This is a genomic window from Kitasatospora atroaurantiaca, assembly GCF_007828955.1.
GTDB lineage: Bacteria > Actinomycetota > Actinomycetes > Streptomycetales > Streptomycetaceae > Kitasatospora > Kitasatospora atroaurantiaca.
On record NZ_VIVR01000001.1, the window covers coordinates 2,323,882 to 2,339,774 of the forward strand.

16 protein-coding genes are annotated in these 15,893 nt (G+C 70.8%); 8 read left to right on the plus strand and 8 right to left on the minus strand.

Annotated elements, in window-relative coordinates; all coding sequences use genetic code 11:
- Window positions 1-3: 3 nt before the first annotated feature.
- From FB465_RS10795 to FB465_RS10810, 4 genes are all read right to left on the minus strand, one after another.
- On the minus strand, window positions 4-765 hold the full coding sequence (locus FB465_RS10795; protein WP_145789833.1) for a hypothetical protein: 762 nt from the start codon (window positions 763-765) through the stop codon (window positions 4-6).
- Between the two features lie 109 nt (window positions 766-874).
- Window positions 875-1,648 (minus strand): DUF4097 family beta strand repeat-containing protein, encoded by a 774-nt coding sequence (locus FB465_RS10800; RefSeq protein WP_145789835.1) that lies wholly within the window; start codon window positions 1,646-1,648, stop codon window positions 875-877.
- Window positions 1,645-2,292, minus strand: coding sequence for a response regulator (locus FB465_RS10805; RefSeq protein ID WP_145789837.1), 648 nt, complete (start codon window positions 2,290-2,292; stop codon window positions 1,645-1,647). Before FB465_RS10805 ends, FB465_RS10800 begins: the two co-directional genes overlap by 4 nt.
- Window positions 2,280-3,503 carry a sensor histidine kinase gene (locus FB465_RS10810; RefSeq protein WP_145789839.1) on the minus strand — a complete coding sequence of 408 codons (1,224 nt, stop codon included), beginning with the start codon at window positions 3,501-3,503 and terminating at the stop codon, window positions 2,280-2,282. Before FB465_RS10810 ends, FB465_RS10805 begins: the two co-directional genes overlap by 13 nt.
- Window positions 3,504-3,638: 135 nt before the next feature.
- Here FB465_RS10810 and FB465_RS10815 point away from each other — a divergent pair, with 135 nt between their 5' ends.
- Window positions 3,639-4,136, plus strand: a complete 498-nt coding sequence (locus tag FB465_RS10815) for a hypothetical protein (RefSeq protein ID WP_145789840.1) — start codon at window positions 3,639-3,641, stop codon at window positions 4,134-4,136.
- Between the two features lie 398 nt (window positions 4,137-4,534).
- On the opposite strand, the gene FB465_RS36270 is transcribed toward FB465_RS10815, so the two are convergent.
- Window positions 4,535-5,377 carry a helix-turn-helix transcriptional regulator gene (locus FB465_RS36270; protein ID WP_246192611.1) on the minus strand — a complete coding sequence of 281 codons (843 nt, stop codon included), beginning with the start codon at window positions 5,375-5,377 and terminating at the stop codon, window positions 4,535-4,537.
- Between the two features lie 102 nt (window positions 5,378-5,479).
- Here FB465_RS36270 and FB465_RS10820 point away from each other — a divergent pair, with 102 nt between their 5' ends.
- The 3 genes from FB465_RS10820 to FB465_RS37480 all read left to right on the plus strand — a co-directional run bounded on the left by FB465_RS10820 (window position 5,480) and on the right by FB465_RS37480 (window position 9,198).
- Window positions 5,480-7,003, plus strand: a complete 1,524-nt coding sequence (locus FB465_RS10820) for an MFS transporter (protein WP_246192612.1) — start codon at window positions 5,480-5,482, stop codon at window positions 7,001-7,003.
- Between the two features lie 75 nt (window positions 7,004-7,078).
- Window positions 7,079-7,657 carry a riboflavin biosynthesis intermediates N-glycosidase gene (locus tag FB465_RS10825; protein ID WP_145789842.1) on the plus strand — a complete coding sequence of 193 codons (579 nt, stop codon included), beginning with the start codon at window positions 7,079-7,081 and terminating at the stop codon, window positions 7,655-7,657.
- 200 nt (window positions 7,658-7,857) lie between these two features.
- Window positions 7,858-9,198: a hypothetical protein gene (locus tag FB465_RS37480; RefSeq protein WP_170290560.1), complete on the plus strand. Its 1,341-nt coding sequence runs from the start codon at window positions 7,858-7,860 to the stop codon at window positions 9,196-9,198.
- Window positions 9,199-9,369: 171 nt separating this feature from the next.
- Here FB465_RS37480 and FB465_RS10845 read toward each other — a convergent pair whose 3' ends face one another.
- The gene (locus FB465_RS10845) at window positions 9,370-10,752 is read right to left on the minus strand and encodes a glycine--tRNA ligase (protein WP_145789847.1); all 1,383 of its coding nucleotides are present in this window, start codon (window positions 10,750-10,752) and stop codon (window positions 9,370-9,372) included.
- A gap of 190 nt (window positions 10,753-10,942) precedes the next feature.
- Here FB465_RS10845 and FB465_RS10850 point away from each other — a divergent pair, with 190 nt between their 5' ends.
- Genes FB465_RS10850 through FB465_RS10865 form a run of 4 tightly spaced genes read left to right on the plus strand, consistent with a single transcriptional unit; the run spans window position 10,943 to window position 14,191 of the window.
- Entirely contained in the window at window positions 10,943-11,893 is a 951-nt protein-coding gene (locus FB465_RS10850) for a metal ABC transporter substrate-binding protein (protein WP_145789849.1), read from the plus strand.
- Between the two features lie 17 nt (window positions 11,894-11,910).
- Window positions 11,911-12,753, plus strand: a complete 843-nt coding sequence (locus tag FB465_RS10855) for a metal ABC transporter ATP-binding protein (RefSeq protein WP_145789850.1) — start codon at window positions 11,911-11,913, stop codon at window positions 12,751-12,753.
- The gene (locus FB465_RS10860) at window positions 12,750-13,742 is read left to right on the plus strand and encodes a metal ABC transporter permease (RefSeq protein WP_145789852.1); all 993 of its coding nucleotides are present in this window, start codon (window positions 12,750-12,752) and stop codon (window positions 13,740-13,742) included. The genes FB465_RS10855 and FB465_RS10860 overlap by 4 nt, the downstream gene beginning before the upstream one ends.
- 35 nt (window positions 13,743-13,777) lie before the next feature.
- Window positions 13,778-14,191, plus strand: coding sequence for a Fur family transcriptional regulator (locus FB465_RS10865; RefSeq protein WP_145789854.1), 414 nt, complete (start codon window positions 13,778-13,780; stop codon window positions 14,189-14,191).
- Window positions 14,192-14,284: 93 nt separating this feature from the next.
- Here the strand turns inward: FB465_RS10865 and FB465_RS10870 are convergent, their stop codons facing one another.
- The gene (locus tag FB465_RS10870; protein WP_145789856.1) at window positions 14,285-15,115 is read right to left on the minus strand and encodes an isoprenyl transferase; all 831 of its coding nucleotides are present in this window, start codon (window positions 15,113-15,115) and stop codon (window positions 14,285-14,287) included.
- Window positions 15,116-15,117: 2 nt separating this feature from the next.
- Window positions 15,118-15,864 carry a DNA repair protein RecO gene (gene recO / locus FB465_RS10875; RefSeq protein WP_145789858.1) on the minus strand — a complete coding sequence of 249 codons (747 nt, stop codon included), beginning with the start codon at window positions 15,862-15,864 and terminating at the stop codon, window positions 15,118-15,120.
- Window positions 15,865-15,893 lie beyond the last annotated feature (29 nt).

Below are 15,893 nucleotides of genomic sequence, written 5' to 3' on the forward strand. Positions count from 1 at the left end.
CGATCAGCCCCGGGTGCTGCGGATCGCCTGGACGATGCGGGCGAGTTCCGCGAGATCGGCGCTCGCCGCTGGGCTGTTGAGGGCGAGGCCGCGGGGGTCACGGGTGTGGGGGTCGCGGGTGTGGGGGTCACGGGTGTGGGGGTCGCGGCCGTAGGGGTCTGGGCTCGTCGGGTCCGGGCTCGTCGGGTCCGGGTTGGGGCGGCCGCCGAAGGTTCCGGCCGGGGGCTGTGACGCGTCGGCAGCGGGGTACCCGTTGGCGGCCGGGTATGCGTTGGGAGCCTGGTTACCGTTGGGAGCCGGGTATCCGTTGGGAGCCGGGCCGGCCGCCTTCGCCTCGATGATCGCGGACAGGGCGTTGAGGTGCTGGGCGTCCTGCGCGTTGCGAGCCGCGTCCTCCTTGGCTACAGCCGCCTCCTGGCGCGCGGCGTTCAGCTGGCTGCGCTGCACGGACGTGCCGAACACCATGCCGGCCGCCGCGAACACGATCGCTTCGAACCCGGAGAAGAGGTAGACCAGACGGTCCCAGTTCTCGTCACCTCGCTTGCTCACCAGGACGATCAGGAAGGCGATGTAACAGGCCATCACCAGACTCGCCAGTACGAGCTGCGGCTTCGACGGACCCGCGGTTGCCCCGGGCTCCGCCGCGGACGTGGCGCCGGCGCTCGTGCCGCTGCCGGTGTCTGTGCCGGCGCCGGATCCTGCTATGCCGCCCTCGGCGGCCTGCGACCCGACTCCCACGGCTTCCCGGCTCTGCTCCCCCGCCACCCGACCGCTCCCCACTCGACGTACTGCTTCCGGCATCTGTTCATCCGTCAGCATCGCGAATCCGCCCTCTACTGAAGAGGGATGCTACCGAACAGTTACACGCAGTTGCTCACCTGGTCGCGTACATGACGCTGACCTGCCCTGACATGGTGGTGACGTCGATAGTGCGATCGGCGGCGCTGTCGAGCAGGCCTGGGTCGACATCCCAGGAGCCGGAGGTGGTGCGGCCGTCGACCCGGTACCGCGTCCGGTCCGCGGGGACGGAGACCGCCAGCGAGCCCGAGGTGGTGGTGGCTGTGACGGAATGGGGTGAGCGGGCGTAGGACAGGTCGACCCGACCGGATCCGGCGGCGGCCTGGACAACCTGGGAAGCCAGCTCCTTGCCGGTGATCTGCCCGGACGTCGCCCAGGCCCAGATCGGACCGCTCACGCCGTCCAGTCGCACCTGCCCGGAGGTGGTCCGGGCCCGGATCTCCCCGGAGACCCCACGGACCAGTGTGGTGCCGGAGCTGCCCTTGGCCCGGATCGCGGTCGCGGCCGGGACCTGGATGTCGAGGGTCACGCCGCAGCCCATCAGGCCGACCGGCGTGCGGCAGCTGACCGAGACCTTCAGGACGGAGCCCGTCACCGTCCGGGAGACGGACGGACGACGCAGCGCCCAGTCCAGATTCTCCGAGACCGTCACCCGGTCTGCGGCGCCTGCCTCGATCTTGACCATGGCACTGCCGGAATCCACCTCCACGGCGCTGATCGGCTGCCAGTACGTCTGATGGTCCGTGTCGCTCTGGCGTGCCAGCTGGCCCCAGGCAGCCGAACCGCCGGCAAGCACTGCCAGGCCCAGCACCAGTCCGCCCAGAAGCCGCCAGAGCCCGCGGGCACTCACTGGCCCACCTCCAGGAAGCGGAGCACCGCCAGCACCCGGCGGTGCATGGCATCGGCGGGCGGCAGATCCAGCTTGGTGAAGATGCTGTTGATGTGCTTGGCCACCGCGCTGTCGCTGACCACCAGGGTCTCGGCGATGGCTGTGTTGGAGCGACCTTCCGCCATCAGTGCCAGGACATGCCGCTCGCGGGGTGTCAGCCGCTCCAACGGGTCCCGGTGCCGACGGAGCAGCAGTTGGGCGACCACCTCCGGATCCAGTGCCGTACCGCCTTCGGCGACCCGCTGCAGGGCGTCCACGAAGTCGTCCACGTTGGCCACCCGCTCCTTGAGCAGATAGCCGACGCCGCTGGTGTTGCCGGACAGCAGATCGGCGGCGTAGCGCTCCTCCACGTACTGGGAGAGCAGCAGCACCGCCGTCTCGGGCCACTGGCGACGGATCATCAGCGCGGCGCGGACGCCCTCGTCGGTGTAGCCGGGTGGCATCCGGACATCTGCCACCACGACCTGCGGTGCGTGCTGCTCGACGGCCGTGAGCAGCTGCTCGGCGTCGCCGACGGCGGCGGCGACCTCGTAGCCGACCGCCTCCAGGACCTTGACCAGGCCCACTCGCAGCAGGACCGAGTCCTCGGCGATCACAGCTCGCACGGCAACTCCACGGTGATGGTGGTCGGGCCCCCGAGGGGGCTGGTGATGGCCAGGGTGCCGTCCACCGAGGCGGCGCGTTTGCGCAGCCCGACGAGCCCGGTGCCCCTGGCGGGATCGGCGCCGCCGACCCCGTCGTCGGTTATCACGATCCGCAGCTGCTCGGCCTGCTGACGTACCGACAGGTCGACCCGGGAGGCTCTGGCGTGTTTGGCCACATTGGCCAGGGCCTCGGAGACGGTGAAGTAGGCGACGGCCTCGATGGTGGGGGCGATGCGGGCGGGCAGGTCCACCTCGAGCCGCACGGGGACGGGCGCACGGGCGGCGATACCGGAGAGAGCGGCATCCAGCCCGCGGTCCTCCAGGACCACGGGGTGCAGTCCTCGGACCAGGTCGCGCAACTCGACGATGGCGGCCTGGGCCTCCTCGTGCGCCTCCACGATGACCTGCATGGCTTCGGGTGGAACGTCTCCGAGAGTGCGGCGGGCCAGGCCGAGGTTCATGGCCAGCGAGACCAGGCGCTGCTGGGCGCCGTCGTGCAGATCCCGCTCGATGCGGCGGCGCTCCGCATCGGCGGCGTCCACCACCCCGGCTCGGCTCTCGGCGAGATCCTCGACCCGGCGCTCGAGCACCTCGGCCCGGTTCGGACCGAGCAGGGTGCGCGCGGCCCGCTCGTCGAGCCCGGCCAACCAGGCGGCTGCCCATGGGACCGCCCAGAGCAGGGCGAGGCCGCCCACCGTGGCCACGGCGTCGTGAGTCGTCCAGCCCGGGCCGGAGCGCAGCGCGCTCGCGTGCGGCATGAGGAAGGCCCAACCGTAGACCGTCGCCATCACCAGGCCCGCTCCCAAGGCGAGCAGGATCACGACGGCGGCGACGGAGAACACCGGCGCGGCGAGCACGTGGTAGGCGGCCTGCCGCCAGGTCAGCCCGGCGCGCAACCGGACGAGCCAGCCCGCATCGCCGGCCGGACGGCCGGGCACCTCGAAACCGCGCAAGGTCCGGAAGCGGCTGCGCTGAGCCGTCGTCAGCAGATCGAGGCAGACCACCACGAGTAGGAGGAGCCCGGCCGCCTTCGGCACGCTCAGCGACAGCAGGGTGGGCAGGCCCAGTGGCACCCCTGCTGCGATGAACAGCGCGTCCCGCCGGGTGGCCGCTGCCCAGGGGGCGTGGGCGGCACCCCGGGCGAGCACGCGGCGGAGGGCTGAAGCTGACATGCCGGACAGCCTAGAGGGCACGAATCCGGCCCCACCATGAAGCAGGCTTCCGCTTTTGGGGTGTACCTAGGTACACCCCAAAGACGGATGCGTACGCTACCGACTGGGCGTCCGATCTTGGCCAGCCTTGAGGGCATGACGAACACGGGGCGCGCAGAGCGCAGGGCAGAGCAGACCGCGGACCACACCGCAGACCACACCGCACAGCGCCACTCGGCGGCCGCGCTCGAGCCGCAGCAGTCGGGGCCGCTGTCGGGGCCACGGTCGGGCCCGTGGTCGGTCCGCACCACGCAGCCACGGCGGGGGCGGGTCGCCCTGGAGGTCTACGAGCACGGCGAGTTGCTGGACGTGATGGTCGCCTCCACGCTCAGTACCGCCTTACTGCGCGGTGCCCGACGCTGTATCAGAGGCGGTCGCCCGGCGGGCTTCGCCTGGGGGCGGCTGCCGGCCGACGGGTCACTGCCCGTGGTGGCCTTCACCGGCGGGTGGCTGGGCCGGTCCCGTCAGTCGGCTCGGGTGGTCCCGCTGGCAGACGCGTTCTGGCTGGCCTGGGCTGATGAGCCGTGCGGTGGTGTGCTGGTGCAGCACGGCGACGAGCCACCGACCCGCCTACGGGCGGGGAGGGCGTCATGACCGCGGAGCGGCTGCTGATCGCATGCGGGGTCCTGCTGCTGCCGTGGGTGGCGCTGCTGGCGGCCGCGCCGGGCGGTGCCGGGTGGGCCGTGCTCGACTCGGCGGAAGCCGCCGCGCTGATCGTCACCGGGGTCGTGCTGCGCCGGGGCGGCGATGAGCACCGGTCGGCGGCAGCGCTCGCCACAGCCCTGCTGCTGGGTGACGCCTGGTACGACGTACGGACTGCCGCGCCCGGTGCCGAGCTGGCAGCCGCCCTGATGATGGCGCTGTGCGCGGAGTTCCCGCTGGCATGGCTCTGCGGGTCACTGGCCCTCGGCCGGCCGGCCCATCCGTCGACGGTCTCCGGCCGACCGGCTCCTCGGCTGACGGTCCGCCAGGGCGTCCGTCCACTCACCGGCTCAGCCTTCCGCGGCCAACTGCTCCAGCCGGCCGCGGGTCTCCTCGTCCAGTGGGGTGTAGACCGTAAGCCTGGTGCTCGGCCGTGGGCCGAGCCAGAGGTTGGTGTACTCGACCCGGAGGAGCCCGACACCGGGCAGCAGGAAGCGCTTGAGCCCGTTGCCAAGACCCTCCACCTCGTGCCGCTCCCACATCGCCTCGAAGTCCGGAGAGGCCTGACGCATCCGCTGCAGCAGGCACTTCCAGGCCGGCTCGGCACCATGATCGGCCATCGAGGCACGGAACCGGGCGACGACGGCCGCGCGCGCCGATTCCCGGTCGACGAGCACCGAGGCGAAGTAGGAGTCGGTGAAGGCGAGCCACATGACGTTCCGGTCCTCGAAGGGCAGCGCGTCGAGATCACCGAGGATCCGGGTGTACGCCCGGTTGAACGCCAGGATGTCGTAACGGCTGTTGAGCACCGCGGCAGGAAGCGGCTCAAGTTGGTCGAGCAGCGTCCGGACGGCCGGCGTGACGGTCGGGCAGTCGACGACCGGGGCGGGGTCCTCGGCGCCGGCCAGCACGAAGAGGTGCGCCCGCTCGGTCGGGTCGAGTTGCAGCGTCCGGGCAACGGAGTCCAGGACTTGGCTCGACACCTGGATATCCCGGCCCTGCTCGAGCCAGGTGTACCAGGTGACCCCGACGGCGGCCAGGTGCGCGACTTCCTCGCGGCGCAGCCCCGGCGTCCGGCGACGCCCGGTCAACGGCAGGCCGACCTGCTCCGGCGAGATCCGCTCGCGGCGGCTGCGCAGGAAGGCGGCCAACTCCTGGCGGCGGGTGGCGGCGGGCGCGGTGCTGGTCGTCATGGACTCAAGCATGCGGCACTTCGGAGCCTGTTGCCAGGTAGTCGTTATACCTGGATAAACACTCTCTGGTACCAGGGTGAGCGGGCCCCGATCGTAGTAGTCGTGACCCAGCAACTAGCGCTCCCCAAGACCACACCCCTGGCGCGACCCGCCACCTCCACCCCTGGTACGGCGGGCCCCGTCACGGCGGGCCCCGTCACGGCCGACCCCGTCACGGCCAGCCCCGGTACGGCAGGCCTCGGTCCGGCCGGCCTCGGTCCGGCCGGCCTCGTCACGGTGCTGCTCGGCGCCTTCCTGCCGATGCTCGACTTCTTCATCGTCAACGTCGCGCTCCCCACCATCGACCACGACCTGGCCGCCGGGCCCGCCGTCCTCGAGCTGGTGGCAGCCGGGTACGGCATCGCCTTCGCGGTGCTGCTGGTGCTCGGTGGAAGGCTGGGCGACACCTTCGGCCGACGACGGCTCTTCATCGCGGGCGCCGCCGCCTTCGCCCTGACCTCACTGGCCTGCGGCATCGCGCCCACGGCCTGGACCCTCGTCGCGGCCCGAGCGGCGCAGGGCGCGTCGGCGGCCCTGCTGCTCCCCCAGGTGCTGGCGACCATAACTGCCGCCAGCAGCGGTGCTCAGCGCGCCCGCGCGCTCAGCATCTACGGCGCTGTCGGCGGGATCTCCGTGGTCATCGGCCAGGTGCTGGGCGGGATGCTGGTCTCCGCTGATCTGTTCGGCACGGGCTGGCGCGCGGTCTTCCTCCTCAACGTGCCGTTCGCACTGGTCACTGCGGTGCTGGCAGTCCGGTACGTGCCGGAGAGCCGCGCACCGCAAGCGGCCAGGGTCGACCTGCCGGGCACCGTACTCCTGACGGCGGCGCTGCTCGCGCTGTTCGTCCCGTTGATGGAGGGGCGCGCAGCAGGTTGGCCGCTCTGGTCCTGGCTGCTGCTCAGCGCCTTCCCCTTCCTTGCCGCCGCGTTCCTGCTCGTGGAGCGGCGCACGGAGCGGTCGGGCGGGACTCCGCTGGTGCCGCTCTCCCTTCTGCGCATCCCCGAGATGCGGCGCGGACTCGGTGTCGCGGTCCCCTACTTCACCGGCTTCGGCGGCTTCATGTTCGTGGTGGCCGTCATGCTGCAGCAGGGGCTGCAGCTGGGCCCGGTGGCCGCCGGCTGGGCACTGGTGCCGATGGCCGTCGGCTACTTCTTCGCCTCGCTCAGCGGTCCACGGCTGATCGGCCGGTTCGGCAGCAGGGTGATCACCGCCGGGGCCGTCGTGCAGGGGCTGGGCCTGGCCACCCTCATCACCACCGTGCTGACGGACTGGGCACACTTCTCCTCACTGCGCATGCTGCCGGGCGTGGCGCTGGCGGGCATCGGCCAGGGCCTGATCGGCACGCCGCTCTTCCGAGTGGTGCTGTCCAAGATTCCCCTGGACAGGGCGGGTGTCGGGAGCGGCGTCCTGGCGACCACTCAGCAGTCCAGCCTGGCGCTGGGCGTGGCCACGCTGGGAACGCTCTTCCTCGCACTCTCTCCCTCCCTGGGCATCGCCCACACCCTGGCTCTGGTGCTAGGGGTCCAGCTGACCGGATCGGTGGTCATCTTCTGCCTCAGCACCCGACTCCCCCGATCCGTCGGCTGAGCCAGGTCCAGTCGGTCAGCTCGGCCCGGCGAAAAGGCCGAGCCCCTTGTCAGCCCCGGATGTCAGGATGGCGGTATGACGACGACCCAGCCGCTCACTCCCGCCGACACCCGTACCCGCGAGGAGCTCAGTGCCCTGGTGGCGGCAGGTGCACAGCCCAAGTACCTGCTCTTCTGGGGCCACCGGCCGGAGCGTGACGGCCGGGTCGGTCCGGGGTCACTGAGCCAGTGGTGGCCGTCCGAGTTCACGATCGACGGAGTCACGTACTCCACGGCGGAGCACTGGATGATGGCGGGCAAGGCCCGGCTCTTCGGGGACGCGGAGGTGCTTCCCCGGATCCTGAAGGCCCGGACTCCGGCCGAGGCCAAGAAGCTGGGCCGACTGGTCCAGGGCTTCGACGAACAGCGCTGGTCCGCCGCGCGGTTCGAGCTGGTGGTCGAGGGCAATGTGGCCAAGTTCGGCCAGGACGAGGCCCTCCGCGAGTACCTCCTCGGCACCAGGCAGCGGGTGCTGGTGGAGGCCAGCCCAATGGACCGACTCTGGGGCATCGGGCTGGCGGCCGACAACGACCGGGCGACCAAGCCTCAGGAGTGGCGCGGCCTCAACCTGCTGGGATTCGCACTGATGGAGGCCCGGGCCCGGCTGGCAGGCTGATTGGTGCAGCACCGCTTGCGCGGTTCCTGACGCCCGTCCGACCCCCAACCGACCCCGACCGCCCGAGCAGCAGACCGAAAAAGGCCGGACTCACTCCCGTAACACGACTGCCGTATCACCCCGCCAGGATGGCCCGAGGTCATGACCGGAGGGGTGCGTATCAGGGACGCCCCCGGAGGCGGACAAGTCGGGACGGTGCGATGGCGGTGCAGGAGCTCAACCCACAAGCAGCAGACATCCAGGCGCTTCGGACGGAACTGGACGAGCTGCTACGCGCCCGTCAGTACGCGGCGCAGCGCGAGCGCCGGCTCAACGAGGAGCTCCGTACCGCGTCCGGCGGCCCGGAGGGCGTCCGTGGCTACGCGGCCGCGCAGCAGCGGCCGGACCCGGAGCTGCTGCGGCAGTTGGCCCAGGTGCAGACCCTGCGGGACGGATTGGGTGCCCGTTGTCTGGAGCTGAGCGAACGCCTCCTGGCCATGGAGGACCAGCAGCGGCAGTCGGCCGAACCTGAACCGCCGGCCGCGAAGCGGCCGACCGGTGCCCGGTTCGGCGGCGCATACCAGGAGAGCCCGGTCCCACAACCGACCGTTCCGACGGTCGCAGCGGCACCTATGACCGGAGCCCGGTTCGGCGGCGCCAAGCCTGCGGCGGCGAAACGAAAGCCGGAGTCACCAGCATCACCGCGCGATGCCCACCCCAGGCAGGTCCCTGACGTCCAAGCCGCAGCCCAATCCCCCACCACCCAACCCCCCACCACCCAACCCCCCGCCGCCCAGCCCCCTGCCCCGACCCCGCAGTTGCGCACCGCCGCCGAGCTCACCGCACTCTCGGCACGGATCACCTCCCTGCACCAGCACGGCTCAGCCAACGAGTCCGCCGCCGTGGCCGCCCAGGCCGCCGTGATGCTCGCGCCCGCCGATGTGGCCCGGCTGGTGGCGATGCTGCGCGCGGGCGGCCCGGCAGGCGCTGCGGCCTATGTCGCCCGTACGACCGCGCACGGCGCCGCCGCCCAGGCGGCCGGCACGCTGGCCGAGCTGCGCCGGACCGGGCTGACGGACGAGGCCGCCGAGCTGTTCCACGCGCTCTGGGGCTACCCGGCTTCCGCTCTGCCCGCCCTGCTCGGTGCGCTGGAGAGCACCGGCCTGGCGGCGGACGGTCTGACCCTGCTCTGGGAGTGGGGTTCGGCCCCACCTGCCGAACTGGCTGCCCTCGCCGCCCTGCTGCGCGACTCGGGCCGCCCCGAGGACGCCCGCAGCCTTCTGCACCAGGCAGCCGGCCGCCAGATCGGCGAACTCGCCGTGCTGGCCCTGGAGCTGGACCAGTCGCTGGCTCTCACCCTCATCAGTGAGGTGTCAAGGCTGCGCTCGGCCTCCGACCTGGCCCTGTTCGGCGGCGGCCTGGTCCACCGGCCCGCCCTCTACGAGATGCTGCTCGCCGCCGTGACCGCTCTGGACGAGAGCCGCCAGCGCAGCGCCCTTGCGGCGCTCCGTTCAGCAAGCCTGCCCACCGCACCGAGCCCACGCCCCCGAAGCCGCCGCTGAGCTCCCTCAGCCTCCGCCCTCGGCCTCAACCCTCAGCCTCCACCGCCGCAGACAGACGCAAAACGCAGCACCGGAGCACACACGTCGGCCCCCCACGGAATGTCTCCGTGAGGGGCCGGACGAGGCACACGTGGGCGAGGCACACGAGGGCGAGGCGTACGAGGGCGGGCGTCAGCAGCCGATCAGGCGCGCCGCGAGGTAGGACTTCACCTGGTCGAGGGAGACGCGCTCCTGCGCCATGGTGTCACGCTCACGGATGGTGACCGCGTTGTCCTCAAGGGTGTCGAAGTCGACCGTCACGCAGAACGGCGTACCGATCTCGTCCTGGCGGCGGTAGCGCTTGCCGATCGCGCCGGCGTCGTCGAACTCGACGTTCCAGGCCGTCCGCAGGTCCGCGGCCAGGCCGCGCGCCTTCGGCGAGAGGTCGGCGTTGCGCGACAGCGGCAGCACGGCCACCTTCACCGGCGCGAGGCGCGGGTCGAGCCGCATGCCGACGCGCTTCTCCATGACGCCCTTGGCGTTGGGCGCCTCGTCCTCGAAGTAGGCGTCGATCAGGAAGGCCAGCATGGCGCGGTTGAGACCCGCTGCCGGCTCGATGACGAACGGGAAGTACCGCTCGCCGGACTCCTGGTCGAAGTACTTGAGGTCCTGGCCGGAGTGCTCGCTGTGGACCGTGAGGTCGTAGTCGGTCCGGTTGGCGATGCCCTCCAGCTCGGAGAACTCGGTGCCGCCGAAGTTGAAGCGGTACTCGATGTCCACCGTGCGCTTGGCGTAGTGGGAGAGCTTCTCCTTCGGGTGCTCGAAGAAGCGCATGTTCTCCGTGCGCAGGCCGAGGCCGACGTACCAGTCCCAGCGCTGCTGCAGCCAGTACTCGTGCCAGGTCTCGTCGTCGCCCGGCTTGACGAAGAACTCCATCTCCATCTGCTCGAACTCGCGGGTCCGGAAGATGAAGTTGCCGGGGGTGATCTCGTTGCGGAAGCTCTTACCGACCTGGGCGATGCCGAACGGCGGCTTCTTGCGCGAAGTGGTCTGCACGGCCTTGAAGTTGGTGAAGATGCCCTGGGCCGTCTCGGGGCGCAGGTAGGCCAGGCCGCCCGCGTCCTCGGTGACGCCGAGGTGCGTCTTCAGCATGCCCGAGAACTCCTTGGGCTCCGTGAAGGCGCCCTTGTTGCCGCAGTTCGGGCAGTTGATGTCGGCGAGGCCGTTGGCCGGCAGCTTGCCGTGCTTGGCCTCGTACGCCTCCTCCAGGTGGTCCGCGCGGAACCGCTTGTGGCAGGAGAGACACTCGGTCAGCGGGTCGTTGAAGGTGGCGACGTGGCCGGAGGCCTCCCAGACCTCGCGGGCCAGGATCACCGACGAGTCGATCCCGACGACGTCCTCCCGAGCGGTGACCATCGCACGCCACCACTGGCGCTTGATGTTCTCCTTGAGCTCCACGCCCAGTGGCCCGTAGTCCCAGGCGGCACGGGTACCGCCGTAGATCTCGCTGCAGGGGTAGACGAAGCCACGGCGCTTGCTCAGGCTGACAATCGTGTCGATCTTGTCGGCGGCCACAGTGCTCTCTTCAGTACGACGTCAGTACGACGGCATGGTCAAGGCGCGGCTGGTTGCGCGCACCCGAATACCTCAGGTTACCGGGCACGCGGGTAGGGGGTTCAAATCGGTATTCACCGAGAATCCTGTCCTTCGATCGGCCAAGCAGGTGAGTTGACAATCATTTCCACCTAAGTTGAGAATGGTTGTCATGATGCTGCGACGCCTTCCCACCTCCATAGCCCTGACCGCCACTGCCGTCGTCGGCGCCCTCGTCCTGTCCGCCTGCGGCGGTACGAGCAGTGCCAAGACCAGTGACGGGAAGCTGAGCGTGGTGGCGTCCTTCTACCCGATGGAGTTCCTCGCCTCGCAGATCGGCGGCGACCACGTGAAGGTCACCGACCTGACCGCCGCCGGTGTCGAGCCGCACGACCTCGAACTCACCGCCAAGCAGGTCGCCTCCGTCCAGCAGGCGGGCCTGGTGGTCTACCTGAAGGGCCTGCAGCCCACCGTCGACCAGGCGGTCGGCCAGTCCGACTCCAAGCACGTCGTCGACGCCACCGCCGCCTCCCCCCTGGTCGACCACCACATCGACGAGGGCACAGAGGCGGCGAAGAGCGGCGAAGGTGCCAAGGGCCCGGCCGGCGACCCGCACATCTGGCTCGACCCCACCCGCTACGCGGCGGTCGCCAAGAGCGTCGGCGCCGAGCTGGCCAAGGCCGACCCGGACCACGCCGCGGACTACCAGAAGAACACCGACGAGCTGGTCACCAAGCTGACGGCCCTGGACACGGACTTCCAGGCCGGGGTGAAGACCACCAAGTCCAAGACCTTCGTCACCAGCCACGCCGCCTTCGGCTACCTCGCCGACCACTACGGCCTGAACCAGATCGCGATCAACGGCGTGGACCCGGAGGCCGAGCCCACCCCGGCCCGCCTCGCCGAGATCCAGAAGGCCGCCAAGGACAACGGCGTGACCACCATCTTCTTCGAGACCCTGGTCAGCCCCAAGCTGGCCGACACCGTCGCCAAGGACCTCGGCCTGAAGACCGCGGTGCTCGACCCGATCGAGGGCGTCCAGGCCTCCTCCCACGACGACTACTTCTCGATCATGAAGCGCAATCTCACCAACCTGCAGGCCGCGCTCGGCGCCACCAGCTGACGGGACACCCCACACCCATGAGCTCTGTCATACCCACGACTGCGACAGCAGCGACGACGGACTCCGACCAGGCGCGGCACCCCCTCTCGGTGGGTGCCGCGCCCGCGGCCGTCTGTCTCTGCGACGCCGTCGCCTCCCTCGGCGGCCGCCCCGTCCTGCGCGGCATCGACCTCAAGGTGCAGCGCGGCGAGGTGGTCGCCCTGCTCGGGGCCAACGGCTCCGGCAAGTCCACCACCGTCAAGACCGTGATCGGCTCCGTCCCGCTGGACCGCGGCGGCCTGGAGCTGTTCGGCACCCCGTACGCCAAGTTCAAGGACTGGCACCGGATCGGGTACGTGCCGCAGCGCACCACCGCCGCCAGCGGCGTACCGGCGACGGTCCGCGAGGTGGTCTCCACCGGGCGGCTCCCGCAGCACCGGCTGCTGCCGTTCCGCCGCAAGGACCGGGACGCCGTGGACCGCGCGCTGGCGGCCGTCGGCATGCTGGACCGGGCGGACGACGGCGTCGCCGACCTCTCCGGCGGGCAGCACCAGCGCGTACTGATCGCCCGCGCGCTGGTCGGTGCACCGGACCTCCTGATCATGGACGAGCCGATGGCGGGCGTGGACGTGGCCAGCCAGCAGGTGCTCGCCGACACCCTGCGCCGCGAGGTCGAGCGCGGCGCGGCCGTCCTGCTCGTGCTGCACGAACTCGGCCCGCTGGAGCCGCTGATCGACCGGGCCGTGGTGCTGCGCGACGGCTGCGTGGCCCACGACGGGCCGCCACTCCCCAACACCGGGCAGCACGCCCTGCCCGGCCATGACCACGTCCACCCGCACGCGGACGACCACCACACCACCACCCCTGGACTGCTGGCATGACCGAGATGCTCAGTTACGACTTCATGCAGCGGGCGCTGCTCGCCGCCGTACTGGTCGGCATCACCGCGCCCGCCGTCGGCATCTACCTGGTGCAGCGACGCCAGGCCCTGATGGGCGACGGCATCGGGCACGTCGCGCTGACCGGTGTGGGCCTCGGCTTCATCTTCCAGACCAGTCCGGTCTGGATGGCCGTACTGGTCTGCGTGCTCGGCGCCATCGTCATGGAGTTGGTCCGCTCGCGCGGCAACAACCGGGGCGACATCGCCCTGGCGATGCTCTTCTACGGCGGTATGGCCTGCGGAAAGCTGCTGGTCAGCATGAGCGCCCAGGCCGGCAGCGGCAGCCTGGAGAGCTACCTCTGGGGATCCATCCTCACCGTCTCCGCCACTGGCCTGGCCACCATCGCGGTACTCGCCGCCGTCGTCATCGCCGTCACCATCGGCCTGCGCCGCCAGCTCTTCGCGATCTGCCAGGACGAGGAGTTCGCCCGGGTCACCGGCATCCCGGTCCGTCTGCTCAACCTGCTGCTCGCCGTGATGGCGGCCGTCACCGTGACGGTGGCCATGCGGGTGGTCGGCCTGCTGCTGGTCAGCGCGCTGATGGTGGTCCCGGTCGCCGCCGCCCAGCAGCTCACCCGGTCCTTCGCCGCGACCCAGGCGGCCGCCATCGCGCTCGGGATCACCGTCGCCGTGGCCGGGGTGAGCGGCTCGTACCAGGCCGACGTGCCATCAGGCCCGGCGATCGTGCTGCTCGCCATCGCGGTCTTCGCCCTGTTCAGCGCGATCGCCGCACCACTGGCCAGGCGGCGGCACCGCACCGCGGCCGACACCGGGCCCGAGGTGTGCGAGGTCGCCCTGCCCGGCCAGAACACAGGCCAGAACACAGGGCAGAACGCAGGCCAGAACACAGGCCTGAGCGCAGGGCCGACCGGAGGCCGGAGCGCAGGCCGGGAGAGCGACACGGCGGCAAGTCAGGGGCTGGCACAATGAGGTGCGAGACACCCCCACCCCCAGGAGGACCCACGGTGACCACCGCAGGCCCGTCGCCGCGCGCCCGATCCACTCGGCAGCGAGCCGCCGTCTCGGCGGCCCTGGACGAGATCGAGGACTTCCGCAGCGCGCAGGAACTGCACGACATGCTCAAGCACCGGGGCGACTCGGTCGGGCTGACCACCGTCTACCGCACCCTGCAGTCGCTCGCCGACGCGGGCGAGGTGGACGTGCTGCGCACCGCCGACGGTGAGGCCGTCTACCGTCGCTGCAGCAGCGGGCACCACCACCACCTGGTCTGCCGTCACTGCGGGAGCACCGTCGAGGTGGAGGGTCCGGCGGTCGAGCGCTGGGCCAACGCGGTCGCCGCCGAGCACGGCTTCAGTGACATCGCCCACACCCTGGAGATCTTCGGGACCTGCGCGGAGTGCGCGGCCAAGCAGGGCTGAGCAGAGCTGAGCAGGACTGAGCAGGGCTGGACGGCAGGTGCGCGAGAAGGGCCCGGGAGAGATCCCGGGCCCTTCTTCGCGCAAGGAAGCGGGTCAGCGCTGGTTCGGCACCTCGGCCGTGACCTCGTTGGGGATGGCGCCGCCGAAACGGCGGTCCCGCATCGCGAACTGCTCGCAGGCCCTCCAGAGGTCCCGGCGGTCGAAGTCCGGCCAGAGCACGTCCTGGAACACGAACTCGGCGTAAGCACTCTGCCAGAGCAGGAAGTTGGAGGTGCGCTGCTCGCCACTGGGGCGCAGGAACAGGTCCACGTCCGGCATGTCGGGGTGGTACAGGTACTTGGCGATGGTCTTCTCGGAGACCTTCTTCGGGTCCAGCTTCCCCGACGCGACGTCGGCCGCGATGGCCGCCGCGGCGTCCGCGATCTCGGCCCGGCCACCGTAGTTGACGCACATGTAGAGGGTGACGGCGTCATTGGCCTTGGTCTGCTCCTCGGCGACCTGGAGCTCCTGGACGACGCTCTTCCACAGCTTCGGCATCCGGCCGGCCCAGCGGATCCGGACGCCCATCGCGTCCATCTCGTCGCGGCGGCGGCGGATGACGTCCCGGTTGAAGTTCATCAGGAACTTCACCTCGTCCGGCGAGCGCTTCCAGTTCTCGGTGGAGAAGGCGTACAGCGAGATGTTCTTCACGCCGAGCTCGATGGCGCCCTTGAGGACGTCGAGGACGACCGACTCGCCGATCTTGTGGCCCTCGGTGCGGGGCAGCCCGCGCTCCTTGGCCCAGCGGCCGTTGCCGTCCATCACGATCGCGACGTGGTTGGGGACGAGCTCGCCGGGGAGCTTCGGCGGCTTGGCACCGCTCGGGTGCGGGGTCGGGGGAACGTACTCCCTCTGCTTGCTGCCGAAGAGCCGTCGCGCTGCCATGCTCACTTCTCCACGTATCTCATCGAGCGGATTCCCCGCTCCAGGTGCCACTGCAGATAGGCGGCCACCAGCCCGCTGCCCTCCCGCCAGTACCGGGGCTCGCAGTTGTCCGCCGTCTGCCAGTCCCCTGACAGCAGCGCGCCGAGCAGTACCAGTGTCTCAGGGGAGGGTACGGCACTGCCAGGTACCCGGCAGTCCGAGCAGAGCACCCCGCCCGCCTGGAGCGAGAAGAAGCGGTTCGGGCCCTCGAGACCGCATTTGGCGCAGTCGGTGAAGCTCGCGCCGTACCCGTTGACCGCGAGCGAGCGGAGCAGGAAGGCGTCCAGCACCAGGTGCGACTCGTGCAGCCCGGCGGCCAGCGTCCGCAGTCCGCCGACCAGCAGCAGGTACTGCTGGACGGCCGGTTCGCCCTCGTTCTCGGCGAATCGTTCCGCCGTCTCGAGCATGGCCGTGCCTGCGGTGTAGCGGCCGTAGTCGGTGACGATGGTGCCGCCGTACGGCGCGATGGTCTCCACCTGGGTGCAGAGCGGGAGCGTGCGGCCGACGAGGTCGCTGCCCCGGCTGTAGAACTGCACGTCGACGTGGGAGAACGGCTCCAGGCGGGCGCCGAACTTCGACTTGGTCTTGCGGACGCCCCGGGCCACCGCCCGGACCTTGCCGTGCTGCCGGGTGAGCAGGGTGATGATCCGGTCGGCCTCGCCCAGCTTCTGGGTGCGCAGGACCACGCCGTCGTCACGGAACAGACTCATGCGGGTGCCCCGACTCGAGAGTTCATCCG

Coding starts and splice junctions, on each gene's coding strand:
- FB465_RS36270 (WP_246192611.1), bottom strand. CDS start 5,377: ATGACGACCAGCACCGCGCCCGCCGCCACCCGCCGCCAGGAGTTGGCC.
- FB465_RS10870 (WP_145789856.1), bottom strand. CDS start 15,115: ATGGCAGCGCGACGGCTCTTCGGCAGCAAGCAGAGGGAGTACGTTCCC.
- FB465_RS10825 (WP_145789842.1), top strand. CDS start 7,079: ATGACGACGACCCAGCCGCTCACTCCCGCCGACACCCGTACCCGCGAG.
- recO (WP_145789858.1), bottom strand. CDS start 15,864: ATGAGTCTGTTCCGTGACGACGGCGTGGTCCTGCGCACCCAGAAGCTG.
- FB465_RS37480 (WP_170290560.1), top strand. CDS start 7,858: ATGGCGGTGCAGGAGCTCAACCCACAAGCAGCAGACATCCAGGCGCTT.
- FB465_RS10810 (WP_145789839.1), bottom strand. CDS start 3,503: ATGTCAGCTTCAGCCCTCCGCCGCGTGCTCGCCCGGGGTGCCGCCCAC.
- FB465_RS10855 (WP_145789850.1), top strand. CDS start 11,911: ATGAGCTCTGTCATACCCACGACTGCGACAGCAGCGACGACGGACTCC.
- FB465_RS10815 (WP_145789840.1), top strand. CDS start 3,639: ATGACGAACACGGGGCGCGCAGAGCGCAGGGCAGAGCAGACCGCGGAC.
- FB465_RS10850 (WP_145789849.1), top strand. CDS start 10,943: ATGATGCTGCGACGCCTTCCCACCTCCATAGCCCTGACCGCCACTGCC.
- FB465_RS10860 (WP_145789852.1), top strand. CDS start 12,750: ATGACCGAGATGCTCAGTTACGACTTCATGCAGCGGGCGCTGCTCGCC.